The sequence below is a fragment of the Pseudotabrizicola alkalilacus genome (assembly GCF_003443995.1).
Taxonomy (GTDB): domain Bacteria; phylum Pseudomonadota; class Alphaproteobacteria; order Rhodobacterales; family Rhodobacteraceae; genus Pseudotabrizicola; species Pseudotabrizicola alkalilacus.
Genome location: NZ_QWEY01000006.1, coordinates 21,102 through 47,102, shown reverse-complemented (window position 1 = coordinate 47,102; position 26,001 = coordinate 21,102). Strand labels below are relative to the sequence as shown.

20 protein-coding genes are annotated in these 26,001 nt (G+C 64.3%); 11 read left to right on the top strand and 9 right to left on the bottom strand.

The genetic code is table 11. The annotated features are described in order from the left end of the window. Positions 1–43 precede the first annotated feature (43 nt). A complete protein-coding gene (locus D1012_RS11820) occupies positions 44–904 on the bottom strand; it encodes a LysR family transcriptional regulator (protein ID WP_118152447.1) in 861 nt (286 codons plus the stop codon). 201 nt (positions 905–1,105) lie between these two features. On the opposite strand from D1012_RS11820, the gene D1012_RS11815 reads away from it, so the two are divergent. The 4 genes from D1012_RS11815 (at position 1,106) to D1012_RS11800 (ending at position 8,593) form a co-directional block, all read left to right on the top strand. After that, complete coding sequence (locus D1012_RS11815; protein ID WP_118152445.1) at positions 1,106–3,547, top strand: GcvT family protein; 2,442 nt, start codon at positions 1,106–1,108, stop codon at positions 3,545–3,547. A 59-nt stretch (positions 3,548–3,606) separates the two neighbouring features. After that, positions 3,607–6,045, top strand: coding sequence for a GcvT family protein (locus D1012_RS11810; protein ID WP_118152443.1), 2,439 nt, complete (start codon positions 3,607–3,609; stop codon positions 6,043–6,045). 69 nt (positions 6,046–6,114) lie between these two features. Continuing rightward, the gene (locus tag D1012_RS11805; RefSeq protein ID WP_118152837.1) at positions 6,115–7,668 is read left to right on the top strand and encodes a trimethylamine methyltransferase family protein; all 1,554 of its coding nucleotides are present in this window, start codon (positions 6,115–6,117) and stop codon (positions 7,666–7,668) included. Positions 7,669–7,693: 25 nt separating this feature from the next. After that, positions 7,694–8,593 carry an NAD(P)-dependent oxidoreductase gene (locus D1012_RS11800; RefSeq protein WP_118152441.1) on the top strand — a complete coding sequence of 300 codons (900 nt, stop codon included), beginning with the start codon at positions 7,694–7,696 and terminating at the stop codon, positions 8,591–8,593. Between the two features lie 157 nt (positions 8,594–8,750). On the opposite strand, the gene D1012_RS11795 is transcribed toward D1012_RS11800, so the two are convergent. Next, entirely contained in the window at positions 8,751–9,674 is a 924-nt protein-coding gene (locus tag D1012_RS11795; RefSeq protein WP_435530915.1) for a PHP domain-containing protein, read from the bottom strand. A 110-nt stretch (positions 9,675–9,784) separates the two neighbouring features. Further along, a complete protein-coding gene (tyrS, locus tag D1012_RS11790; RefSeq protein WP_118152439.1) occupies positions 9,785–11,035 on the bottom strand; it encodes a tyrosine--tRNA ligase in 1,251 nt (416 codons plus the stop codon). 56 nt (positions 11,036–11,091) lie between these two features. On the opposite strand from tyrS, the gene D1012_RS11785 reads away from it, so the two are divergent. From D1012_RS11785 to D1012_RS11765, 5 genes are all read left to right on the top strand, one after another. Then, complete coding sequence (locus D1012_RS11785) at positions 11,092–12,186, top strand: anhydro-N-acetylmuramic acid kinase (protein ID WP_118152437.1); 1,095 nt, start codon at positions 11,092–11,094, stop codon at positions 12,184–12,186. A 159-nt stretch (positions 12,187–12,345) separates the two neighbouring features. Further along, on the top strand, positions 12,346–14,316 hold the full coding sequence (locus tag D1012_RS11780) for a heme lyase CcmF/NrfE family subunit (protein ID WP_118152435.1): 1,971 nt from the start codon (positions 12,346–12,348) through the stop codon (positions 14,314–14,316). A gap of 5 nt (positions 14,317–14,321) precedes the next feature. Further along, entirely contained in the window at positions 14,322–14,780 is a 459-nt protein-coding gene (locus tag D1012_RS11775; protein ID WP_118152433.1) for a cytochrome c-type biogenesis protein, read from the top strand. A 96-nt stretch (positions 14,781–14,876) separates the two neighbouring features. After that, complete coding sequence (locus tag D1012_RS11770) at positions 14,877–15,653, top strand: enoyl-CoA hydratase-related protein (protein WP_118152431.1); 777 nt, start codon at positions 14,877–14,879, stop codon at positions 15,651–15,653. A 71-nt stretch (positions 15,654–15,724) separates the two neighbouring features. After that, a complete protein-coding gene (locus D1012_RS11765; protein ID WP_118152429.1) occupies positions 15,725–16,966 on the top strand; it encodes an SAM-dependent methyltransferase in 1,242 nt (413 codons plus the stop codon). Here D1012_RS11765 and ilvN read toward each other — a convergent pair. The 6 genes from ilvN to D1012_RS11735 form a co-directional block, all read right to left on the bottom strand. Beyond that, positions 16,952–17,512 (bottom strand): acetolactate synthase small subunit, encoded by a 561-nt coding sequence (ilvN, locus tag D1012_RS11760; protein WP_118152832.1) that lies wholly within the window; start codon positions 17,510–17,512, stop codon positions 16,952–16,954. The two genes, D1012_RS11765 and ilvN, sit on opposite strands and share 15 nt — an antisense overlap. A gap of 76 nt (positions 17,513–17,588) precedes the next feature. Continuing rightward, positions 17,589–19,349, bottom strand: a complete 1,761-nt coding sequence (locus D1012_RS11755) for an acetolactate synthase 3 large subunit (protein WP_118152427.1) — start codon at positions 19,347–19,349, stop codon at positions 17,589–17,591. A 404-nt stretch (positions 19,350–19,753) separates the two neighbouring features. Next, the gene (locus tag D1012_RS11750) at positions 19,754–20,668 is read right to left on the bottom strand and encodes a calcium/sodium antiporter (protein ID WP_118152830.1); all 915 of its coding nucleotides are present in this window, start codon (positions 20,666–20,668) and stop codon (positions 19,754–19,756) included. A gap of 111 nt (positions 20,669–20,779) precedes the next feature. Next, a complete protein-coding gene (locus tag D1012_RS11745) occupies positions 20,780–21,508 on the bottom strand; it encodes a phosphotransferase (RefSeq protein ID WP_118152425.1) in 729 nt (242 codons plus the stop codon). Between the two features lie 11 nt (positions 21,509–21,519). Next, positions 21,520–22,206, bottom strand: coding sequence for a response regulator transcription factor (locus tag D1012_RS11740; RefSeq protein WP_118152423.1), 687 nt, complete (start codon positions 22,204–22,206; stop codon positions 21,520–21,522). Further along, entirely contained in the window at positions 22,203–23,600 is a 1,398-nt protein-coding gene (locus D1012_RS11735; protein ID WP_118152828.1) for a cache domain-containing protein, read from the bottom strand. The genes D1012_RS11740 and D1012_RS11735 overlap by 4 nt, the downstream gene beginning before the upstream one ends. Positions 23,601–23,850: 250 nt before the next feature. Here D1012_RS11735 and D1012_RS11730 point away from each other — a divergent pair, with 250 nt between their 5' ends. Together D1012_RS11730 and D1012_RS11725 are read left to right on the top strand one after the other, a co-directional pair. Continuing rightward, complete coding sequence (locus tag D1012_RS11730) at positions 23,851–24,936, top strand: TRAP transporter substrate-binding protein (protein WP_118152421.1); 1,086 nt, start codon at positions 23,851–23,853, stop codon at positions 24,934–24,936. Positions 24,937–25,109: 173 nt separating this feature from the next. Further along, a complete protein-coding gene (locus D1012_RS11725) occupies positions 25,110–25,988 on the top strand; it encodes a TRAP transporter small permease subunit (protein ID WP_118152826.1) in 879 nt (292 codons plus the stop codon). Positions 25,989–26,001: the final 13 nt, after the last annotated feature.

Sequence of the window (26,001 nt, the reverse complement as noted above, 5' to 3'; positions counted from 1 at the left end):
GTGCTTTGCCAATCGGCTCCGCGCCGCCCCTTCGGTCACAGCACTACCGCGCGCCGCCGGCTTGCAGCCTGCGGCGCGCGGCCTCTGCCATCCGCTTGTGGGTGGTGCCGGTGCGGTTGCGCAGGTGCATCGCGGCATAGACCGGCTGGCGGATCACCGGGGCGTCCGTGACCATCTGAAACCCGCCCGCCGCCACCAGATCGCGGGCGTGGCTTTCCATCACATAACCCGACCCGCCCAGATGGGTCAGCAAGAGCGCTACGGCACTGCTTTGCCCGACCGACAGCGGCGCGGCGCTCAGATGTGGCAGGTGCTGTCTATGTGCCGTCTCGAACGCGGGGGAGAAATTGGCGCAGACGTAACGCTCGGGCGTGATGGCGGACAGGTTGGCGGTGTCGGTCGAGATCAGCCGGTAGGGAATGTCGGGCAGCGAGTCGAAATACAGATCGGGCTGCGGCTTTGGCGTGAACAAAATGGCGAAATCCAAGGCCCCGGTGACCAGATCGGCGCACATCTGGGTCGAGTAATCGGGTTCGACATAAAGCGCCGCCTGCGGCAGCAGCGCGCGGAAGGCCGCAATCAGCGCGCCCAGATGGGCAGGCACCAGATCATTCTGGATGCCGATGCGCAGGGTGAGCGCCGCCGTGCCGCTGTCGGTCACCGCCCGCCGCGCCATCATCCATTCCTGCCGGAGCAGGCGCGCGTGGGGTTCGAATTTCAGCCCTTCGGTGGTCAGTTGCGTGCCCGCGCGCGAACGGGTGAACAGCCGCGCGCCAAGCGCCTGCTCCAGCGCGACGACCCGGCCGGAAATGGTGGACTGGGTCAGCCCCAGACGCTCGGCACTGCGGTTGAAGCTGCGGGTTTCGATAAGGTCGAGGAAGGTGTCGATGAGCTCGATTTGCATGGGCTGGTCCTGTGGCAAACCAGGGAGCGTTGCCCCCATGGCCATCGGTCCTTGAACCGATGGCGAACCGATGTCCATACCCGGAGCATTTCAGCCAAGATGAAGCTGATCGGGATTTCCGATCAATAGCGGGCATACAGGCGAATTGAAAGCTCCCGCGCGCACGCAGATAGTGGCGGCGACTGGTACAGGAGAGACAGCATGGCAGGCTTGCCCGGTAGCGCGCGCGTGGTGATCATCGGGGGTGGTGCTGTGGGCGCGTCCTGCCTGTATCATCTGGGTCTGGCCGGCTGGCGCGACTGTGTGCTGCTGGAAAAGAACGAGCTGACGGCGGGCAGCACCTGGCATGCGGCGGGCAATGTGCCGACGTTTTCGTCAAGCTGGTCGATCATGAACATGCAGCGCTATTCGGCGGGGCTATACCGGGGGCTGGGCGAGGCGGTCGGCTATCCGATGAATTACAACGTGACCGGCTCGGTTCGCTTGGGGCATGGCGCGGAGCGGCTGCTGGAATTCCGTCGGGTGGCCGGGATGGGCGCGGCACAGGGGATGGATCTGGCGGTGCTGGGGCCGGACGAGATTGCCGGGCGCTATCCCTTTGTGCAGACGGCAGGCTTAAGCGGGGCGCTGTATGATCCTTATGACGGCGATATTGATCCGGCGCAGCTGACGCAGGCGCTGGCCAAGGGCGCGCGGGATATGGGCGCACATGTCGAGCGGTTCTGTCCGGTGACGCAGGCCGCGTGGACCGGGAGCGAATGGGTGCTGACCACGCCCAAGGGCGAGATCCGGGCGGAGTTCGTGGTGAATGCGGGCGGCTATTATGCCGCCGAGGTGGGGCGGATGTTTGGCCGCCGGGTGCCGATGATGGTGATGAGCCATCAGTACCTGTTGTTTGACACCATCCCCGAGCTGGAGGCCTGGACAAAGGAGGTCGGCCACAAGCTGCCGCTGTTGCGCGATGTCGACAGCTCTTACTACCTGCGGCAGGAAAAGATGGGCTTTAACCTTGGCCCTTATGAAAACCCCTGCCGCGCGCATTGGGCAACGCCTGATGACCCGATGCCGGAGGATTTCAGCTTTCAGCTGTTCCCCGACGATCTGGAGCGGCTGGAGTGGCACATCACCGACGCCATGGCGCGGGTGCCGCTGCTGGCACAGGCCAATCTGCAAAAGGTGATCAACGGGCCGATCCCCTATACCCCCGACGGCAACCCGCTGATCGGGCCGATGCCGGGGGTGCCCAATGCCTTTGAGGCCTGCGTGTTCACCTTTGGCATCTGTCAGGCCGGGGGCGCGGGCAAGGTGCTGGCGGAATGGGTGACCGAGGGTGCGACCGAATGGGACATGTGGTCGTGCGATCCGCGCCGCTTCACCGGGTTTGAGGATCACGATTACTGCGTGGCCAAGGGGATGGAGGTGTACGGGCATGAATATGCCATGCATTTCCCGCATCACGTCTGGCCTGCGGGACGGATGAAGAAGTTGAGCCCGGTGCATGACCGGGTCGCCGCGTTGGGCGCGCAGTTCGGGCCGTATAACGGCTGGGAGCGGGCGCTTTGGTACGCCGCGGACGGCGATGACACCTCTGAGGCGTCGCAGCAGACATGGGCGCGTGAGGGGCCGTGGTTCCGGGCGGTCAAGGCGGAGTGCGCGGCGGTGCGGGATGCCTGCGGCATCCTCGACCTGCCGGGGTTTTCGCGCTTTGTGATCCGGGGGCCGGGCGTGGCAGAGTGGCTGGCGCAGCAGATCACCGGGCGGGTGCCGGGGGTGGGACGGCTGGGGCTGGCCTATTTCGCCGATGACAAGGGGCGGATCATCACCGAGATGAGTGTCGCGCGGCTGGACGAAGACGCGATTATGTTGATCACCGCAGCGACCGCGCAGGACCATGACAAGGCCTGGCTGATGCGGCATCTGGCGCCGGGGCTGGTGCTGGAAGATCAGACCGACGCCTGGAGCACGCAGATCGTGACCGGGCCAAAGGCGCGGGACGTGCTGGCGGGGGTGACCGATGCCGATCTGACGCGGCCCTGGCTGACCTGGCAGGAGGCTCGGATCGCCGGGGCGGATGTGCTGCTGATGCGGGTCAGTTTCGCAGGCGAACTCGGCTGGGAGGTTCATTCGCGGGTTGGCGATACCCCCGGCGTCTGGGATGCGGTCTGGCGTGCGGGGCAGGCGCATGGGCTGCGGCCCTTTGGCATGTTCGCGCTGAACAGCTTGCGGATCGAGAAGGGCTATCGGGCGTGGAAGGGCGATCTGTCGACCGATTACACCGTGTTGCAGGGCGGGCTGGAGCGCTTTGTGGACTGGTCAAAGCCGGACTTCCGGGGCCGGGCGGCGCTGCTGGCGCAGCAGCAGGCGGGGGTGACAAAGCGCTTTGTCACGCTGCGGGTCGCGGCGGGGGATCTGGACCCGCCCTATATGGCGACGCTCTGGCATCAGGGGACGGTGGTGGGCGAGGTCACCAGCGCGGGCTGGGGCCACCGGGTCGGGGCGTGCCTTGGGCTTGGGATGCTGCGGGCTGATCTGGCGGTGCCGGGGACGGTGGTGGAGGTTGAGATCTTTGGCGACCGGGTCGCGGCAGAGGTGTTGCCGGAGGGGCCGGCGTGGGATGCGGCCAACGCGCGGTTGCGCGGCTGAGAGGACAGGACCGGGGGTTTCACACCCCCGGACCCCCGTGGGATATTTGGAGACAGAAAATGGCAGGGCTGCCGGACAAGGCACGGGCGGTGATCATTGGGGGCGGCATCTCGGGCTGCTCGGTCGCCTATCATCTGGCGAAGGCCGGGTGGACCGATATTGTGCTGCTGGAACGCAAGCGGCTGACCTCGGGCACGACCTGGCATGCGGCGGGGCTGATCGGGCAGCTGCGCGGATCGGCCAATATGACCCGTTTGGCGCGCTATTCGGCGGGGCTTTATGTCGGGCTGGAGGCAGAGACTGGCATCGCGACGGGCATGCGGCAGGTGGGCAGCATTTCGGTCGCGCTGACAGCGGACCGGATGGAAGAGCTGCGGCGGCAGGCGACGCTGGCGCGGATTTTTGATGTCGAGGTGGGGGAGGTTTCGCCCGCCGAGATCAAGGCGATGTATCCGCATCTTAATGTGGGCGACGTGCTGGGCGGGGTGCATCTGCCGTTGGACGGGCAATGCGACCCGGCCAACATCGCCATGGCGCTGGCCAAGGGTGCGCGGATGCGCGGCGCGGTGATTGCCGAGGGTGTTGCGGTGACGCGGGTGATCACGGCGGCGGGCCGGGTGACGGGCGTGGAGTATGACAGCGCCGAGGGGCCGGGCCATATCGCCGCCGATGTGGTGATCAATTGCGGCGGCATGTGGGGACGTGACCTTGCGGCGCAGAATGGCGTGACGGTGCCGCTGCATGCCTGCGAGCATTTCTATCTGGTGACCGAGGCGATTGCCGGTCTGGGCCACTTGCCTGTGCTGCGGGTGCCTGATGAATGCGCCTATTACAAATCTGACGCGGGCAAGATGATGCTGGGGGCGTTCGAGCCAAAGGCCAAGCCCTGGGGCATGGGCGGTATCCGGGCGGATTTCGAGTTTGATACGCTGCCCGAGGACTGGGACCATTTCCAGCCGATCCTTGAGGCCGCAATGGAGCGGATGCCGCTGTTCCAGACGGCGGGGATTCACACCTTTTTCAACGGACCGGAGAGCTTTACCCCCGATGACCGCTACTATCTGGGCGAGGCCCCGGAGCTTGGCGGCTATTGGGTGGCGGCGGGGTATAACTCCATCGGCATTGCCTCGAGCGGTGGGGCGGGGATGGCGCTGGCGCATTGGATCGCGCACGGCGAGCCGCCGTTCGATCTGTGGGAGGTGGATATCCGCCGGGCACAGCCGTTTCAGAAAAACCGCGCCTATCTGAAAGAAAGGGTCAGCGAGACGCTGGGGCTCTTGTACGCCGATCACTACCCCTACCGGCAGATGGCAACCAGCCGGGGGGTGCGGCGCTCGCCGCTGCATGACGCGCTGGCGGCGCGCGGCGCGGTCTTTGGCGAGGTGGCGGGTTGGGAGCGGGCGAACTGGTTTGCGCACGCTGGGCAAGAGCCTGCCTATCGCTATGGCTGGGGCCGGGCGAACTGGTTTGACAACCAGCGCGCCGAGCATATGGCGGTGCGGACGGGCGTTGGCCTGTTCGACATGACCAGCTTTGGCAAGATCCGGGTCGAGGGGCCGGGTGCCTGCGCGTTCCTGAACCGGGTCTGTGCGGCTCAGGTCGATGTGGCGGTCGGGCGCGTGGTCTATGCCCAGATGCTGAATGCGCGCGGCGGCATCGAGAGCGATCTGACGGTGACGCGGTTGTCGGAAACCGCATTCCTGCTGGTGGTGCCGGGGGCCACCTTGCAGCGCGATCTGGCCTGGCTGCGCCGCCATCTGGGGACGGATTTTGCGGTGATCACCGATGTGACCGCTGGCGAGGCGGTGCTGTGCCTGATGGGGCCGGGCTCGCGCGATGTGCTGGGCCGGGTGTCACCACAGGACTTCAGTAACGCAGCGCATCCCTTTGGTACAGCACGGGAAATCGAGATCGGCATGGGACTCGCGCGGGCGCACCGGGTGTCTTATGTCGGCGAGCTGGGCTGGGAACTTTATGTGCCGACCGATCAGGCGTGCCATGTGTTTGAGGCGCTGGTGGAGGCCGCGCCGGAGCTGACGCTGTGCGGGCTGCATGCGCTGGACTCTTGCCGGATCGAGAAGGCTTACCGCCATTTCGGCCATGACATCACCGATGAGGATCATGTGCTGGAGGCGGGGCTTGGCTTTGCTGTCAGCCGCAAAAAGCCCGCGTTCATCGGGCGCGACGCGGTGCTGCGCAAGGATGATGCCGGAGTGTCACGGCGGATGATGCAGTTTCTGGTGCGCGATCCGGAGGCGATGATCTTTCACAACGAGGCGATTGTGCGGGATGGCAAGATCGTCGGGCCGGTGACCAGCGGCAATTACGGCCATGCTTTGGGTGGCGCTGTGGGCTTGGGTTATGTGCCTTGCGCCGGGCAGAGCGCGGCGGAGGTGCTGGGATCTCGGTACGAAATCGAGATTGCCGGGCGGCGATACGCGGCGGAGGTGTCCTTGGTGCCGATGTATGATCCGAAATCCGAACGGATGCGCCTGTGACCAGCGCCGGGGGGCTGTCTGCCCCCCGGACCCCCCGAGGATATTTTCAGACAGAAAATGAGCAAGATCATGAGTGACATTGGGGATATTTGTGAACCCTCGCGGGCAAAGCGGTCGGGGGGGCGGGGGGCGCGGGTGGCGTTGCGCTCGGCTCCGCTATCGGATGCGATGCGGCCCATTCGGCCGGGGATGCCGGGGGGGCAGTACCGGCCGCTGACCGAGGCCGGGATGGCGCGGATCCATCAGGCGGCGTTGCAAGCGCTGGAGGAGATCGGGTTGTCTCAGGCGCCGCCCTCGGGCGTGGAGATCATGACGGCGGCGGGGGCCATTCAGGGTAGCGACGGGCGGCTGCGGTTTCCGCGCGCTCTGGTCGAGGATATGCTTGCGGTGGCGGCGCGCGACATCACGCTATACGCCCGTGACCCGCGCCATGACATGCATCTGACCGGCAGCAACGTGCATTACGGCACCGCAGGGGCGGCGGTGCACATCGTGGACCCGTTCACGCTGGAGTATCGCGACAGCACGGCGCAGGATCTGTATGATGCGGCGCGGCTGGTCGACAATCTGGACAACATCCACTTTTACCAGCGCACCATGGTCTGCCGCGATGTGGTGGACAACCGCGACATGGATCTGAACACGCTTTATGGCTGCCTTGCGGGCACCGTGAAGCATGTCGGCACCTCGTTCAGCGACCCGTCGCATGTCGCGGATTGTTTTGACATGCTCTACATGGTGGCCGGCGGCGAGGAGAAATGGCTGGAGCGGCCTTTTGTCAGCAATTCCAATTGCTTTGTCGTACCGCCGATGAAGTTCGCCGAGGAAAGCTGCATCACGATGGAAGATTGCATCCGGCGTGGGATGCCGATGCTGCTGCTGTCGGCGGGGCAGGCCGGGGCGACCGCGCCCGCACCAATCGCGCTGACCATTGTGCAGGCGGTGGCGGAATGTCTGGCGGGGGTGGTCTATGCCAATTCGATCAAAAAGGGCGCGCCCTGCATCTTTGGCACCTGGCCTTTCGTCAGTGATCTGCGCACCGGGGCGATGTCGGGCGGCTCTGCCGAGCAGGCCTTGCTGACCGCAGGTTGCGCGCAGATGCACCGGTTCTACGACCTGCCGGGCGGGGCGGCGAGTGGTATTTCTGACAGCAAGCTGCCCGACATGCAGGCAGGATGGGAGCAGGGGATCACCAATACCCTTGCCGGTCTGGCGGGCCTCAACCTGTGTTATGAGGCGGTGGGGATGCATGCGTCGCTGCTGGGGTTCTGTCTGGAATCGCTGGTGCTGGGTGATGATCTGCTGGGGCAGGCGATGCGTTGCGTACGCGGGATCGACGTGACCGAGGACAGCACCAGCATAGAGGCGATGAAAGAGGTCTGTCTGGGCGGACCGGGGCATTACCTTGGGTCAGATCAGACGCTGCGACTGATGCAGACCGAATACACCTATCCGGTGGTGGGCAACCGGATGAGCCCGAAGGAGTGGACCGAGGCGGGCAAGCCGCAGCTGCTGGAAAAGGCGCTGGAGCGCAAGAATGCGATTTTGGCAAAGGCGGGCTGCCGGGTCGCGCCTGAGGTAGATGCGGCGATCCGGGCGAAGTACCGGATTCATTTTCAGTGAGGCGCGCCACAAGCGGAGACGCAAGATGAAGATCGGCTATATCGGATTGGGCAATCTGGGCGGGCATCTGGCGGCCAGCCTGATCCGCGCGGGGCACCAGATGGTGGTGTATGACCGTGATCCGGGGCTTGCAGAGCGGCACCGGGTGATGGGGGCAGGGGTGGCGGGCAGCCCCGGTGAACTTGCGTCGCAGGTGGATCATGTGTTCACCTGCCTGCCGTCTCCCGCTGTGTCCGAGGCGGTGCTGGCGCAGGTGTTGGCCACGGCGCGTCCTGGGATGACATGGGTGGAGAACTCCACCCTCGGCCGCGAGGATGTGCTGCGGCTGGCGGGCCTTGCCCATGCCGCAGGTCTGCGGATGCTGGAGGCGCCGGTGACAGGCGGCGTGCATCTGGCCGCGCGGGGGGAGATCACCGTGCTGGTCGGCGGCGACGCCGATCTGCTGGAGCAGCACCGCGCCGCCCTGATGGCAATCGGCAACCGGCTGTTCCACATGGGGCCGCTGGGGTCGGCTGCGGTGATCAAGGTGATCACCAATATGCTGGCATTCATCCATCTGGTGGCGGATGGCGAGGCGCTGATGCTGGCAAGGCGTGGAGGGCTGGATCTGAAAACCGCGTGGGAGGCGATTGCCGCCTCTTCCGGCAGCAGTTTCGTGCATGAGACCGAAGGCCAGCTGATCCTGAACGGCAGCTATGACATCGCCTTCACCATGGATCTCGCGCTGAAAGACCTCGGCTTTGCCATGGGGTTCGGGCAGGAATTCGGCGTGCCGCTGGATCTGGCGGGCCAGACCATGCAGACCTTTGTAAAGGGGCGCGCCGCCTATGGCGGGTCGGCGCAGTCGACGCAAGTGGTCAAGCTGCTGGAAGACGCGCTTGGCACCGATCTGCGGGCAGAGGGATTTCCGGCACGGCTGGAGTGATGCGTGCTGCTCTCCGGTCGGTTGGGATCTCGACCCAATGAAGCAACCAATCGGCCACCCCGGAGTATTTCTGGCCAAGATGACAGCAGCCTTTCCTGCTGCATTCATCTTGGCCCAAATACTCCCGCGCGGAGCGCTCCCTCAGATGTAGCCAGCGCTAGCGCCAGATCGGGTTGGACCAGGCCTTTTTGCCGGCAGCATCCATCAGGGTAACGCGCAGCCAGGGGCTGTCGCCAAAGCGTGACAGGTCCAGTGCGGCAGTGGTCATCGAATGGCCATGCACGGCCCGGGCGGCAGTGCCCTGACCTTGGACGATCATCGCGGCGACGGCGGAGCTGTCGACCTCGATCCGGTCGTCGGTCAGACGGATGTCGCGCAGCTCCGGTCCCTGACTGGAGTAGAAGTCTCCGGCTTTCAAAGCGGTCAGCAAAGCCTCGGGCGTGTTTTCAGCGGATTTCACCATCACCCAACCGCCGAAATGGTCGGGTTCGTAGAAATGCGCGTCATCGGTGGCGATCATGCTCAGGGGGCGGCCTTCGGTCAGCAACAGGTCGGCGATGGCGGTGCCGTCGGGCCGGTCGCAGCCCATGGCGCAGCCGTGGTTGTAGATCTCGACCGCATGGGCGGCGGTAACGGCGCGCGCATCGGCGAGCGTCAGCCCGGACCATTGCGGGTGGGCGATGGCGACAAAGGCCCCGGCGGCGACGGCGCGGGCGGCCAATTCGGCGGCGGTTTCCTGCCCCGGTTTGGGGTGGAAATCCGGGCTGTCGGAGGGCGCGAAATCGGCTGGCAGGCCAACGGCGAGGATGTGCCACAGCTCACCATTGGCCATCGCGCCGGAGTGCAGCTCGGCGCCAAGGATGGTGGTGAAACCATCACTGCGGAAGGGCAGGGTATCGACGATGGGGTAATCATAGCAGCCGACAAAATGGTCGGTCAGCGCCAGAAAATCATAGCCTTCGGCCCGGTAGCGGCGGCAGACCTCTTCCGGTGACAATACGCCATCCGAGCGGGTGGAATGGGTGTGAAGATTGCCGCGCCAGAAGCGGCCAGCGGCGGAAAAGGCGTTGGGGCGGATCATGCCGGAGTATCCTTGGCAAAGGGCTTTGTCGCAACCCTAGCCGCCGCAAATGACGCTGACAAGTCAGAGCCTCCCCTCCCCCTCTGTGGGGAGGGGATGGGGGTGGGGGCCTAGCCCAGCGTCACCAGTGCGTGGCGCTTCTTGCCTGCCGTCAGTTTCAGCGGTTCGGCCAGATCGCCCGCGCCAAAGCGGCGGCCGCTGTCGGTCACGATGTCATCATTCACCCGTGCCCCGCCTTCGGAGATCAGGCGTTTGGCATCCTTGCCGCTGGCCGAGAGCCCTGCGCGCACGAACAGTTGCACGATGCCGATGCCCTCCGAGATTTCCTCGGGCGACAGGCTGACGGTTGGCAGATCGTCGCCGATGCCGCCCATCTCGAACACTTCGCGCGCAGTCGCCTCGGCGGCCTGTGCTGCCTCAACCCCGTGCAGCAGGGTGGTCACCTCATTGGCGAGGATCACCTTGGCCGCGTTGATCTCGGCGCCTTGCAGCGCGCCAAGACGCTCGCACTCTTCCAGCGGCAGTTCGGTGAACAGCTTGAGGAAGCGGCCGACGTCCGCATCGGTGGAGTTGCGCCAGAACTGCCAGAACTCATAGGGTGAGAGCATCGCGCCATTCAGCCAGACCGCACCATTGGCCGATTTGCCCATCTTGCGCCCGTCAGAGGTGGTCAGCAGCGGCGTGGTCAGGCCGTACACCTCATGATCCACCACCCGGCGGGTCAGATCGACGCCGTTGACGATATTGCCCCACTGGTCCGAGCCGCCCATCTGCAACAGGCAGCCATAGCGGCGGTTGATTTCAAGGAAATCATAGGCCTGCAGGATCATGTAGTTGAATTCGAGGAAGGACAGCGATTGCTCGCGGTCCAGCCGCGATTTCACAGAGTCAAACGACAGCATCCGGTTCACACTGAAATGCCGCCCGATGTCGCGCAGGAATTCCAGATAGTTCAGATGATCCAGCCATTCGGCATTGTTGAGCATGATGGCATCGGTCGGCCCGTCGCCGTAGGACAGGTAGCGGGCAAAGACCTGCTGCATCCCGGCGATGTTCTCGTCGATCTTTTCCGGCGTCAGCAGCGGGCGCTCTTCGGCACGGAAGCTGGGGTCACCCACCTTTGTCGTGCCGCCGCCCATCAGGGTGATCGGCTTGTGGCCGCATTTCTGCAACCAGCGCAGCACCATGATGTTCAGAAGGTGCCCGACATGCAGCGAGGCCGCTGTCGCATCATAGCCGATATAGGCGGGCACGACCCCGTTCAGAAACGCCTCGTCCAGCGCCTGATAATCCGTGCAATCGGCCAGAAAGCCACGGGTCATCATCACGCGCATGAAGTCTGATTTCGGATGGTAGGTCATAGCGTCCTCGTGTCATACTTCCGGGCGGTATAGCGGTGCGGGGGGCGCAAGGGAAGATGCGAGGTTCGGGACCGATCTGGGCTTTGGGGGCGATGTCGGGCACCTCTCTGGATGGGGTGGATGCGGCGTTGGTGCTGACCGATGGTCATGGCATCAGCGAATTCGGCCCCGATGCTTACCGCGCCTATACCGAAGAGGAACGCGCGGTGATCCGCAGCGCCTTTGGTCGCTGGCCGGGGGATGCGGGCGTGGCCGAAGCGGCGGAGCTGGTGGAGACCGCCCATGCCGAGGTGCTGGCGCGGTTTTCCGGTGTGGAGGTGGTGGGGTTTCATGGCCAGACCCTTGCGCATGATCCGCGTGGGCGGGGCACACATCAGGCCGGCAACGGGGCGCTGCTGGCCGAGGTGCTTGGGATTCCGGTGGTGTGGGACTTCCGGTCAAACGATGTGCAGATGGGCGGGCAGGGCGCGCCGTTGGCCCCATTCTTTCACCATGCCTGCGCCCGTTTTGCCGGGCTTGAGGCGCCGGTGGCGTTTCTGAACCTTGGTGGTGTGGGCAACCTGACCTGGGTTGATCCGGGTGTTGACAGGCCAGAGCTGCCGGGCGCGCTGATGGCGTTTGACACCGGCCCGGCCAATGCGCCGCTGAATGATCTGATGCTGGCGCGGCGCGGGTTGGCACAGGACGCGGGCGGTCAGTTGGCGGCGTCTGGCACGGTGGATGAAGGCGTGGTGACGGCGTTTCTGACCCATCCCTATTTCTTCAAGATGCCGCCAAAGTCACTGGACCGGAACGATTTTCCAAACCTGCTGCCTGCCGTTTCCCATCTTTCCGATGCCGATGCCGCCGCGACCCTGACCGCCTGTGCCGCGGCGGCTGTGGCGCGCGGGGCGGAGCATTTTCCAAAGCCTGTCGCCCGGGTACTGGTCTGTGGCGGCGGGCGGCACAATGCGGCAATGATGGCGGCCTTGTCCGCGCGGATGGGGCTGAGCGTGGAGCCGGTAGAGGCCATCGGGCTGAACGGCGACATGCTGGAGGCGCAGGCCTTTGCCTGTCTTGCGGTGCGGGTGATGCGCGGGCTGCCCACCTCGGCCCCGGCGACCACCGGGGTTCCGGCGGCGGTGGGGGGCGGGCGGATCAGCCGTCCGTAGCGGTGCCAGCCCGCTGTGACCGTGTCCCGGTATGCTGGACGATTTGCCTCAGATGTCGGTTCAAAGCCCCCGCGTAACTGTGACCGCGACACGGGCGCGCATCCCATGGCGCGTGGCGGGGTTTGGGCATAAGGTGGTCTGAACGCGCGGGGGGTTCGCATGATCGTTGAATTTGGTCACTTTGCCTTGGTTCTGGCTCTGGCGGTTGCGGTGGTGCAGATGCTGGTGCCGATGTGGGGCGCGTACCGGCGCAATGCGGCACTGATGGCGGTGGCGGAACCGGCAGCGATGATCCAGTTCGTGCTGATCGCGGCCAGTTTTGCGGCACTGACCTACGCCTTTGTTACCTCAGACTTTTCCTTGGTTCTGGTGGTGCAGAATTCGCATACGCTGAAGCCGATGCTCTACAAGATCTCGGGTGTCTGGGGCAACCATGAGGGGTCGCTGTTGCTTTGGGCGCTGATCCTGGCGCTGTTCGGGGCCTGTGCGGCGTGGTTTGGCGGCAACCTGCCGCCGACGCTCAAGGCGCGGGTGATTGCGGTTCAGGGCTCGATTGGCGTCGCGTTTCTGACCTTCATGCTGTTCACCTCGAACCCGTTTCTGCGGCTTGCGGTGCCGCCGCTGGACGGGCAGGATCTGAACCCGCTGCTGCAAGACCCCGGCCTCGCGTTTCATCCGCCGTTTCTGTATCTGGGCTATGTCGGGTTGAGCATGGCGTTTTCCTTTGCCGTGGCCGCCTTGATCGAGGGGCGGGTTGATGCGGCCTGGGGGCGCTGGGTGCGGCCATGGACGCTTGCAGCGTGGATATTCCTGACCATTGGCATCGCTCTGGGCTCTTGGTGGGCCTATTATGAGCTTGGCTGGGGCGGGTTCTGGTTCTGGGATCCGGTGGAGAATGCGTCCTTCATGCCGTGGTTGCTGGCGGCTGCCCTGCTGCATTCGGCGATTGTGGTGGAAAAGCGCGAAAGCCTGAAGGCGTGGACCATTTTGCTGGCGATCATGGCGTTCGGCTTTTCGCTGATCGGCACGTTCATCGTGCGGTCCGGGGTGATCACTTCGGTCCATTCCTTTGCCAATGACCCGGAACGCGGGGTGTTCATCCTGATGATTCTGGCGGTGTTCATGGGCGGGGCGCTGACGCTGTTTGCGTTCCGCGCCGGCACGATGGAGGCCAAGGGGCTGTTTGCCATGGTCAGCCGCGAGTCGGCGCTGGTGGCCAACAACCTGCTTTTGTCGGTGGCGGCCTTTGTGGTGTTCATCGGCACGATCTGGCCGCTGCTGGCCGAGCTGTTCTTTGACCGCAAGCTGAGTGTGGGGGAGCCATTTTTCAACGCGGCGTTTTCGCCCTTTGCCGTGGCGCTGGCGGTGATCCTGCCCATCGGGGCGATGATGCCGTGGAAGCGCGGCGAACTGGTGCGCGGGATGCGGCCCTTGATCCCGGCGATGCTGCTGGCGTTTTCAGTCGGCGCGCTGGTCTGGGCGATGCAGACCGGGCGCACGGCGCTGGGGCCGGTGGGTGTGGCGCTTGGCATCTGGGTGGTGCTGGGGGCTGGCATTGATCTGTGGAGCCGGACCGGGCGCGGCCCGGTTGCGGGCCGGATCGCCCGGCTGGGGCGTCTGCCGCGCGCTGACTGGGGCAAGGTGACGGCCCATGCCGGAATGGGCATCACGGTGTTTGCGGTCTGCGCCATGTTGGCGTGGAAGACCGAAGACATCCGCATCGTGCAAGAGGGGGCCAGCTATCCGCTGGGGCCGTATGAGGTGACGCTGCAATCGGTCGAAGAGGTGCAGGGGCCGAATTACCGGAGCACGCAGGCGACGATGGTGGTGCGCCGCGATGGCGCGCTGGTGGCGACGCTGACCCCGGAAAAGCGGTTCTATCCGGTGCAGGCGATGCCGACGACCGAGGCCGCGATTGACTACGGGTTCCTGCGCGACATCTATCTGGTGATCGGTGATCCGCAGGATGGCGGCGGCTATGCGGTGCGGTCCTACATCGAGCCCTTTGCCAACTGGCTGTGGGGCGGCTGTCTGATCATGGCGTTTGGCGGCTTCCTGAGCCTGTCGGACCGGCGCTACCGGGTGGCGGCGGGGGCGAGCCGTCGCACCGCTGCGGTTCCGGCGGAGTGAGGCGCATGACGCGGTTCCTGCTGGTCCTGATGCTGGCCTTCGCGCCGCTGTCGCCCGCCTTTGCGGTGCAACCCGACGAGGTGCTGGCCGATCCGGCATTGGAGGCGCGCGCACGCGCCATCAGCCGTGATCTGCGCTGCCCGGTGTGCCAGGGCGAGTCGATTGACGATTCCAACGCCCCGATCAGCCGCGATCTGCGGCTGGTGGTGCGCGAGCGGATCATGGCGGGGGATACGGATGCCGAGGTGATCGACTTTGTGGTCAGCCGCTACGGCGAATTCGTGCTGTTCAACCCGAGGGCCGAGGGCGCAAACCTGATCCTGTGGCTGGCCGGGCCGGGGGTGTTGCTGCTGGGCGGGCTGGGGGCATTCCTCTATATCCGCAGGCGCGGGCAGGCTGTGGCCCCGGCCGAGGCGCTGACCGCTGACGAACAGGCGCGGCTGCGCGAGTTGATGAATAAGTAGCTCCGGGCTTGGGTGACGCCTGCAAGTGACGCGGCGTTTGGTCTTTTCTTGGGGGCGGCTGCGGTTAGTCTGGCGCTCAAACACTCAGGGGGCCACATGGATTATCAGACGATCAGCGTCACCGAAGACGGCGGCATCACAACCGTTGCCCTGAACCGGCCCGAGGTGATGAATGCGCTGTCCAGCCAGATGCGGGCGGAGCTGCTGGATGCGATGCGCCATGGCGCCAGATCGGCCCGCGTCATCGTGCTGACCGGGACCGGGCGGGCGTTCTGCTCGGGTCAGGATCTGGGCGACCGAGCCAGGATCGCCGAGATTGATCTGGAACGCACCCTGCGCGACGAATACGAGCCGCTGCTGCGCGCGATCATGGAGTGCCCGGTGCCGACCATTGCCGCCGTGAATGGCGCGGCGGCGGGGGCCGGGGCCAATCTGGCGTTGGCCTGCGATGTGGTGATCGCGGCGCAGAGCGCCAGTTTCATTCAGGCGTTCACACGGATCGGCCTGATGCCGGATGCGGGCGGCACCTATTGGCTGCCGCGTCAGGTCGGCTTTGCCCGCGCCATGGGGGCGATGCTGTTTGCCGACAAGATCTCTGCACAGCAGGCCGCTGACTGGGGCATGATCTGGGAAGTGGTGGCGGACGATGGCTTTGCCGCCCATATCGCCGCCCGCGCGGGCGCCTTGGCCAATGGCCCGACGGTGGCCTATCACGGTGTGAAACAGGCACTGCGGCAAAGCTACGCCAATGATCTGGAGGCGCAGCTGGCGCTGGAGGCGCGGCTGCAAGGCGCTTGCGGTCAGACCCGCGATTTCATGGAGGGCGTCGTGGCCTTCCTTGACAAACGCCCGGCGGATTTCGAGGGGCGCTGAAAACGCCTTTCCATGCTTACGCGCCCTTATTACGCTGTTGTCACAAGACGTAAATGGTGCGGGGACGGGCGATGTGGATCAGAGCGTTGCAGGCTGTACTGGACCGGGGCATCCGCCAGGGCCGTTTGCATGTGCGCTTTCCCGATGGCCGCATGGGCAGTTATGGCCCCGGCGCAGGTACCGGCCCCGAGGCGCAGCTGATGATCACCGACCCGGCCTTGCCGCGGCGTATCCTGCTCAACCCGCAGATGGCGCTGGGAGAGGGGTATATGGACGGGGGCCTGAGCTTTCCGTCAGATGATGATCTGCGGGGGTTCCTGCAGATCGCGGCGCGCTCGGCGCAGTCCGGGCGGCTGCCCTTGCCAATGCGGCTGGCGCATGGCCTGCGGGTGCGGACCAAAGGGCTGATGCAGTGGAACACGCTGCACTTGGCCCGGCGCCGGGTGCAGCATCACTATGACATTCCCGATGCGTTCTACGCGCTCTTCATGGAAGAAGACCTGCAATACACCTGCGCCTATTTCCGCGATGACGCGATGACACTCGAAGCCGCGCAGGCGGCCAAGATGGCACATATCGCGGCCAAGCTCTGCCTGCGGCCGGGGTTGCGGGTGCTGGACATCGGCTGCGGCTGGGGCGGGCTGGCGCTGTATCTGGCGCGCGCGCATGGGGTGCATGTCACCGGGATCACCCTGTCACAGGTGCAACTGGAGGCGGCGCGGTCCCGGGCGGCGGCGATGGGGCTGAGCGACCGGGTGGCGTTTCGGTTGCAGGACTACCGCCATGTGCCCGACCGCTTTGACCGGGTGGTGAGCGTGGGTATGATGGAGCATGTCGGCGTGCCGCAGTATCAGGCCTATTTCGACAAGATCCATGGGGTGCTGGCGGAAGATGGCGTCGGACTGATCCATTTCATCGGGCGGCATACGCCGCCGCGCGTGCTGTCGCCGTGGTTTCAGAAGTATATCTTTCCCGGCGGCTATGCGCCGGCGTTTTCCGAGGTGATCCCAAGGGTGGAACGCGCCGGGCTGGTGGTCGCCGATCTGGAAGTCTGGCGCGGGCATTACGAGCGCACGCTGCGCCATTGGCAGCAACGCTTTCGGGCCAACGAGCCGCGTGTGCGCGATATGTTCGACGACCGTTTTGTCAGGATGTGGTGGTATTACCTGATCGCCGCCGAGGTCAGCTTTACCGATATGGGCATGGTGCTGTTCCAGATGCAGATCGCGCGCCGATCCGATGCGGTGCCGCGGGTGCGGGAGTATCTTTATCCCGCACCCGGCGACGATCAGCGCCCGTCAGACACCGCGTGACAGCGCTGCCACCCCGGTCCGCGCTATCTCGCGCAGGCCCAAGGGGCGCATCAACTCGGCAAAGCTGTCGATCTTTTCCGGCGTGCCGGTCATCTCGAACACAAAGGATTCCAGCGTCGAATCCACGACATGAGCGCGGAAGATCTCGGCCAGACGCAGGGCCTCGATCCGGTGCTCGCCGCGGCCCACCACCTTGAACAGCGCCAGTTCGCGCTGCACCGAGGGGCCTTCTTCGGTCAGGTCATGCACTTCGTGCACCGGAACGATGCGGGCCAGTTGCGCCTTGATCTGCGCGATGATCTGCGGCGTGCCCCGGGTCACGATGGTGATGCGCGAGCGGTGGCCGGTGTGGTCGACCTCGGCCACGGTCAGGCTGTCGATGTTGTAACCGCGCCCCGAGAACAGGCCGATGACGCGGGCCAGAACCCCGGCCTCGTTGTCGACGATCACGGCAAGGGTATGGGCCTCGATCACCTCGGCATAGGGGTCGCGCAGGTCATAGGCGGAATGGCTGGTCGAGCCTTGTTTGATATTGAGCGGCGACATCGCCTCTCCCTTCATTTTCTGTCTGAAAATATCCTGGGGGTCCGGGGGCAAAGCCCCCGGGGTTTGCAGCAAGAAATCACACCAGCACGGCGCCCTTGGCTCCGATCACGCCCTGCGTGTCGGCGTCACCGAGCAGCATCTCATTATGCGGTTTGCCCGACGGGATCATCGGGAAGCAGTTTTCGTGCTTTTCCACCAGACAGTCAAAGATCACCGGGCCGTCATAGCGGATCATTTCCATGATGGCTTCGTCCAGATCCTTGGGGTCGCTGACCTTGATGCCTTTGCAGCCAAAGGCTTCGGCCAGTTTCACGAAATCGGGCAGCGATTCCGACCAGCTTTGCGAATAGCGCTCACCATGCAGCAACTCCTGCCACTGGCGCACCATGCCAAGGCGTTCGTTGTTCAGGATGAACTGCTTCACGGGCGCGCGGAACTGCATGGCGGTGCCCATTTCCTGCATGTTCATCAGCCAGCTGGCCTCACCGGCCACGTTGATCACCAGCGCCTCCGGATGGGCGATCTGCACACCGATCGAGGCGGGCAGGCCGTAGCCCATGGTGCCGAGGCCTCCGGAGGTCATCCAGCGGTTCGGGCCCTCAAAGCCAAGGAACTGCGCGGCCCACATCTGGTGCTGGCCGACCTCGGTGGTGATGTAGCGGTCCATGCCCTTGGTCAGGGCCTCCAGCCGTTCCAGCGCGTATTGCGGTTTGATGATGGCGGTCGAGTTGGTGTAGGTCAGGCATTTCACGGCCCGCCATTCGTTGATCTGCTTCCACCATTTCGCCAGACCGTCCTTGTTGACCTTGCGGCCCCGCGATTTCCAGATCCGCAGCAGGTCTTCGAGCACATGGCCGACATCGCCGAGGATCGGCACATCGACACGGATCACTTTGTTGATGCTGGAGGCGTCGATGTCGATATGCGCCTTGCGCGAGGTCGGCGAGAAATCCTTGATCCGGCCGGTGATGCGGTCGTCAAAGCGCGCGCCGATGTTGATCATCAGATCGCAGCCGTGCATCGCCAGATTGGCCTCATAGAGCCCGTGCATGCCCAGCATGCCCAGCCAGTTCTTGCCAGACGCCGGATAGGCGCCCAGACCCATCAGGGTCGAGGTCACCGGAAAGCCGGTGGCTTCGGCCAGTTCGCGCAGCAGTTGGCTGGCGGCGGGGCCGGAGTTGATCACGCCACCCCCGGTATAGAGGATCGGGCGTTCGGCAGTTTCCAGCATTTCCACCAGACGGGTGATCTGGTCGATGTCGCCTTTCAGCTTTGGCTGGTAATGGCTGACCTTGATCTTTTCCTTCACCACATAGTCCGAGGTGGCGAACTGCACATCCTTTGGAATGTCCACCAGCACCGGGCCGGGGCGGCCGGAGCGGGAGACGTGGAACGCCTGATGGATGGTGGCCGCCAGATCGGCGGTGTCTTTCACCAGCCAGTTCATCTTGGTGCAGGGACGGGTGATGCCGACGGTATCGGCCTCCTGGAACCCGTCGGTGCCGATCATGAAGGTGGGCACCTGACCCGACAACACCACGATCGGGATCGAGTCCATCAGCGCATCGACCAGACCGGTCACCGCATTGGTGGCCCCGGGGCCCGAGGTCACCAGCGCCACGCCGACCTTGCCGGTCGAGCGCGCATAGCCTTCGGCCATATGGATCGCGCCCTGTTCGTGGCGCACCAGAATGTGGCGGATGTCGTTTTGCTGGAAAATCTCGTCATAGATCGGAAGGACCGCGCCGCCGGGGTAGCCAAAGACCACATCCACGCCCTGATCTTTCAGTGCCTGCACCACCATCCGGGCACCGGTCATTGCCTGCTGTCCCGTCATCGACTGTGTCCCCGTCTGTGTCATCGTCCGTCTCTCCGCCTGTGCCAGTCTGGCCTGATCTGTCGCAACAAAAAGCCCCCGGGGTTTCCGGGGGCGCATGGGAACCTGTTATGGTCAACCGTTACCGGCCCATGCGCCAAAAACCCCCAAGTACGAGAATATGCAGCATTGCCGCCCCCTCAAAACCCTACGTTGGGCAAACTATGGCGGCGCATTCGGGGCGTCAACCGCAAAAAACAGAATAAAGTGTCCCTGACGGAGGCTATTTTTGATTTTTTATTACGTTTGGGTGTTTGTGAGGGACATTTATGCAAAATTCCGCGCCGCAGGCGGCGGCGGCCACAAGTGAGTCGCGCCCCCTCCCCGCCGGTGATGGCCACTGGCGGGGAGGGCGTGCGGGTGCATCAGGCCATCATCAGCCCGACATATCCGGCGTAGACGGCCAGCAAGGCCACGCCCGCAAGGCGGGGGATGCCCTTGAGCAGCACGGCAAACAGCACCAGCACGACGGCGGTTCCGGCAACCCATGGCATGTCAGTGCTGGCAAAGCGCGGGTCTGCGGGGATGGGGGTGATCAGGGCGGTGATGCCGAGGATCGACAGGATGTTGAAGATGTTCGATCCGATCACATTGCCGACCGCGATTTCGGTCTGCTTTCGAAAGGCCGCAATCACCGATGTTGCCAGTTCCGGCAGGCTGGTGCCGACGGCGACGACGGTGAGGGCGATCACAGCTTCGGACACGCCGAACGACTGTGCGATGATGGTGGCGCTGTCCACCAGAAGGCGCGCGCCGATCACCAGCACGACCAACCCGCCAAGGGTTTGCGCAATGGAGATCGACATCTTTGCCGGGGGTGCTGCGTCAAGATCGGGTTCCTCTTTGCCCAGCACAAAGGCCATCACCATGAAGACCGCCAGACCGAGCAGCAGGATCACCCCGTCAACCCGTGAGATCACGCCATCCAGCAGCATGACCCAGAGTGCTGCGGTGGCCACGATCATGATGCCCAGATCGCGCCAGACCTTGCGCAAGGGGATCATCAGCGCCGCGATGACGGCTGATGTCCCCAGGATGAGCAGGATGTTGGCAATATTGGAGCCCAGCACATTGCCGATGGCAATCGCGGGCTGACCGGCAAGGGCGGCCTGGACCGAGACCAGAAGCTCGGGGGCCGAGGTGCCAAAACCCACGATGGTCAGGCCGATGACCATGGGCGACAGGTTGAAGTGGCGGGCAATATTCGATGCGCCGCGCACCAGATACTCGCCGCCCAGAAACAGGGCGACGAGGCCGATGCAGAACAGGATATAGGTCAAGATGGCTTCCCCGTTGGTGGCTGTTGGCCTGTGGTTCGGTATGGCCATGACTTTGGTGTGCCCGGATGAAATGCAAGGGGCGCGGGTAAGGTTCCGTTAGGGATGTGGGTTTTATGAACCGTTGGTAGAAAGGCTGAACCGGGCCAGCAGGTGCCGGGCATGGTCCGGTTCGGAGTGCCAGCAGGAGGCGATTTCCAGCGCGAGATGTGCGCGGGTGATTTCGGGCGGCTGTGGGGCGCTGTGGATGAGGTCAAGCGCAGGAAGGTCAACGCGGGATTCGTCCCAGTCGATCAGGCAGGGGCCGCCATCTGTCAGGATCACATTGGCCGGGCCAAGATCGCCGTGGATCGGTTGGGCAAGGGCATCTTTGACGGCAGCCCATGCGTTGCGCAGATCGGGCAGGATATTGGCGGGCAGCGGAGTGAGGTCAATGTCGCCGCTGCGGATCTGGGTGATGAGTTCGGGCAGGCTGCAAAAGCCGGGACGCTGAGGCAGCACCGGGCAGGTGGCGTGAAAGGCACGGATGCGTGAGACGAGGGCGGCCATGTCAGAGGTTTGGGCGGCGCGGCCCTGAACCCAAGGCTCGATGGTCCAGCCTTGATGCAGGACGTGGCCGGAGGGGCTTTGCTTCAGGCTGGGGACAAGGAAGCCTGCAGCGCGGGCGGCGTGGTGCAAGGGGGTTAGCCAGCGCAATTGCGCTTCGGTCCGGCGGGTGGATTTGGCGACGACCGGGCCTTGCGGCCCGTCGCACAGCCAGACGGTATTGCGGTGGCCGCCGGTCAGCGGGTGTCTGGGGTGCAGGCCAAGGGCTGCGGGTGGGGGTTTTATTGAATCCGCCATCGTCTTTCCGGTCAGCGGCCCTGTCCGGTGCCCTGCAACACGCCATGTTCCATCGCATAACGGGTGAGGCCCGCGGTGGAGGCGATGCCGAGTTTGCGCTTGATGTTCTTGCGGTGGGTTTCCACCGTGCGCACCGATATATCCAGCGCGATGGCCACCTCCTTGTTGGACCGGCCCTGCGCCAGTTCCAACAGGATGGTTTGTTCGCGGCTGGTCAGGGGCTCGCGCGCGTCATTGGCAAGCGGTTTAAGGCTTTCGCTGGCCCCGGTGCACAGATAGCGGCGGCCCTGCATCACGGTGTCGATGGCCAGCTTGACCTCCTCGGTCGGCACATCCTTGAGCAGGTAGCCCATCGCGCCATGGCTGAGCGCGGTGGAGATGTATTCGGGGCTGTCGTGCATTGACAGGATCAGGATGCGGGTGTCGGGACGGCGTTCCAGAATGATTTCGGTCGCGGTCAAGCCGCTGATCTGCGGCATGTTGAGGTCGAGCAGCATGACATCGGGGTCAAGCTCGGCCACGCGGTCGATGGCATCGCGCCCGTTGGACAGGGTGCCGACGATGTGGATATCGTCATAGGTTTCCAGAATGGCGCGGATGCCCGCGGCCACCATCGGGTGATCATCGACGATCAGAACGCGGGTCTGGGGTAGGGCATCGGTCTGTTGCAAAACAGGGGTATGTGCGGTCTGGGTCATCCTTGCGCCTCTGCGGTTCCGGTCGGGGGGAGCATGTGGGACAGGGGCACCTGCGCCTCGATCAACGTGCCGGTTCGGGATGACAGGATGCGCAGGGTGCCGTCAAGCCGTTCCATCCGCTCAGCCATGTTGCGCAAGCCAAGCCCGTCGCGGCGGTTGGCGGGCATGCCGTGGCCGTTGTCTTCGATCCTGACCACAGCGCCGGTTTTTGTGCCGCGCACCAGCATCTTGACCCGGGTGGCGCCGGAATGGCGTTCGATATTGGTCAGCGCCTCTTGCGCGATGCGGTAGAGGGCGATTTTCGCCTCTGGATCAAGGCGGTTGCGGAACGGGTTGGTGACATAATCGACTGTGATGCCGGTGCGGCGACCGAATTCTTCGGCCAAGGATTGCAGCGCGGGGCCAAGGCCGAGGTCATCAAGCACGCCGGGGCGCAGGTCGCGGCTGATGCGGCGCACCTCTTGAATCGCACCGTTGAGGTTCTCGATGCCTTGCCCCAGACTTTCGCCCGCGCGGGCATCATTGATGGTCAGCCGCCTGCGGGCGAGTTCAAGCGTGTAGCGCACGCCGACAAGGATCTGGCTTATGCTGTCGTGGAGTTCGCGGGCGACGCGGCCGCGTTCCTCTTCCTGTGTCTCAAAGATGCGCTGTGTCAGGGCTTTGAGTTTTTGATCCGCCAGACGCCTTTCGCGCAGGTTGAGGATCAGACCGGAGAGGAATACCGCCAGCACGGCGGCGGCGGTGATCGCCCCGATATAGACAAAGGTACGGGTGACGCGCGCCTCGGTCTCGGCGCGGGCGGCGGCAACCGAGGTCAGCACATCGTCGATGAAAACGCCGGTCCCGACCGCCCACCGCCAGTCTTGCAGGCCGATAACATAGGTGATCATCCGGCCGTCGCGGCCCGAGGTGGGTCTGGGCCAGACATAGCTGTGAAAGCCCGATCCTTGTCGCGCCAGTTCGATCAGCCGGTCCACGACCGGGGTGCCTTCGCTGTCGTTCAGCCCGGCCCAGTTCTTTTCGATCAGCCAGGTCTGGCGTGGGCTGACGATGTTGCGCCCGTCATAGTCGTAGACAAAGAAAAAGCCGTCTGTGCCATAGGTCATCGCAGCAAGGATCTGGGCCACGCGGGTTTTGGCGATCTGGTCGTCGGGCAGGGCGTTGCCATAGATCGGGCCAAAGGCGGTGCGGGCGATGGAGAGGTAATTTTTCAGCTCGGTGCGCTTTGTGGCGATCAGCTGCGCCTCCAGCACTGCGATTTCACGCTCTGACATCTGCCGCGCCTCGCGCGAGACCAGAACCGACAGGATTGCCATGGCCAGAACAAGCGGCAGGGTGGCAAGCAGAAAGACCTTTTGCCCGTAGCTGAGCCTGTGCCTGCCTGTCCGGCGCATGGTCATGCCGTTCCCCCTGACGCTGGCGGGCAGAGTGCGGGGGGATGCGGGCCGGGTCAACGGGGCATCAGGGGCGCGGGGTGTAGAAAACTGTCGGGAGAGCGGTCCTGCGCCTGCGATGTTTTTGACGGTTCAGGGGGTGATCTGCGTAGTTGTCGGTATTTTCGCGGGACAGTGGTCACGATACTGTCATCAGGCCGGGATGGTGGAGGCCATCCGAGGATCAATCATAAACGGGAGGAGAGTGCCTATGGACCGTCGTTCCTTTTTGACGAAGGCTGCGCTTGGGGGCGCGACCGCTGCTGCTGCGACCACGCTGGCCGCGCCGATGTATGCGCAAGGCAACCGCACGCTGACGCTGGTGACGACCTGGGGGCGCGGTCTGGCGGGGGTGCACGATTCTGCGCAGCGCTGTGCCGACATGATCACCGCGCTGACCGATGGCCAGCTGACGGTGGATCTGAAGGCGGCGGGCGAGTTGGTGGGAGCGTTCGAGGTGTTTGACGCCGTGACCTCGGGTCAGGCCGATATGTATCACGGGGCGGACTATTACTTTGTTGGCCAGCACCCGGCCTATGCGTTCTTTACCGCCGTGCCCTTTGGCATGACCGCGCAGGAGCTGGCGAACTGGTATTACCACAACGGCGGGATGGAGCTGCATGACGAGCTGGGCCAGATCTTTGGTATCAAGTCGTTCCTGGCTGGCAACACCGGCGCGCAGGGCGGCGGCTGGTTCCGCAAGGAGATCACCGGGCCGGAGGATTTTCAGGGGCTGAAGTTCCGCATGCCGGGTCTGGGCGGGCTTGCGCTGGGCAAGATGGGGGCGAGCGTTCAGAACATTCCGGGGTCAGAAGTGTATCAGGCGCTGTCTTCCGGGGCGATTGACGGGACGGAGTGGATCGGACCCTGGGCCGATGAAAAGCTGGGTCTGCAGGAGATCACCAAGATCTATTACCCCGCAGGGTTCCACGAGCCGGGCGCGGGCCTGTCGCTGGCCACCAACCGCGATGTGTTCGAAAGCCTGACTCCGGTGCAGCAGAAGATCATCGAGATCGTCTCGGGCGAGGGTCACCAGTGGAATCTGGCACAGTTCCTGACCCAGAACGGCGCGGCCTTGTCGCGGTTGCAGGCGGCGGGCGTGCGCACGATGGAATTCCCCGATACGGTCTGGGATGCGTTTGGCGCAGCCAGTCAGGCGGTGCATGACGAGAACATGGGGGATGAGATCTACAAGAAGGTCTATGACTCTGCGATGACCTCGATGAAGTCGTCGTCGTCCTGGCTGAAGATCTCGGATGGCACCTATACGGCACAACGCGACCGCGTGCTGGGATAAGGGCGGCGCTGGCAGGCTTTTGTCCTGCTGGCGCTGTGCTTTTGGCTGACCCCGGGGGGATCCTCCCCCCGGACCCCCCTGGGATATTTTCAGACAGAAAATGAGGGGGCGGGTTGGATGTGACGGGGGACGACGTGCTGGACGCAATCGGTTGGGTGATCGGCCATATCGGGATGGCTTTTGTCAACTTCGGCGTGGCGGTGGCCAACCCGGGGCTGTGGCTGAACTGGGCGGACCGGGAGGCGCTGGCCCGGTTCATCTATTACGGGGCCTCGGTCGAGTTTTTCTTTGTGGTGCTCACGGCATTTCTGGTGCTGACCGGGGTCGGCATGGCGCGCCGCAGCGTGATGTGGGGGATGGTGCGGGGCTTGGAAGGCTTTGCCAATGGGATCGGGCGGTTTGTGGCCTGGTTCGGGCTGTTGATGGTGTTGCAGCAGATCGTGATCATCTTTCTGCAGCGCATATTCCGGGTGGCGACGCTGGAGTTTGGCCCCTTTGCGCCCTTTGGCTATCCGCTGTTGCCGGGGCCGTCGTTCCTGCGCGATCTGTCATGGTGGTCGGAAGAGCTGAAGCTGTACAATGCGATGATCGTCTGCCTGTGCATCACCTATACCTTTGTGCAGGGCGGTCATGTGCGGGTGGATCTGCTCTATGCCAACGTGCGGTTCCGCACCCGGCGCGTGATTGATATGGCGGGGTGCCTGCTGTTCATGATGCCGGCAGCGGTACTGACCTGGCTCTATTCATGGTATTTCATGTGGCGATCACTGGTCACGCCGAAGGTGTCGGCGAGTGACAAGCTGGAGTCATTGCTGGCCAAGGCGCGGATTTTCAAATGGAATGTCGAGACCATCGCGTTTTCGCCCAATGGCTTTGACGCCTATTTCCTGTTCAAGCTGCTGATGATCGCGTTCTGCGCGCTGGTGTTCATTCATGCCTGGGCGTTTTTCTGGCGGTCGTATCTGGAGTTCGTCGAGGGGCCAGCCGCTGAGGGGCGCTATCTGGACCGGGATGCGCCGGGCGGCAGCACCCAAGACCTGCAATCACGATAAGGGGCGGATCTGA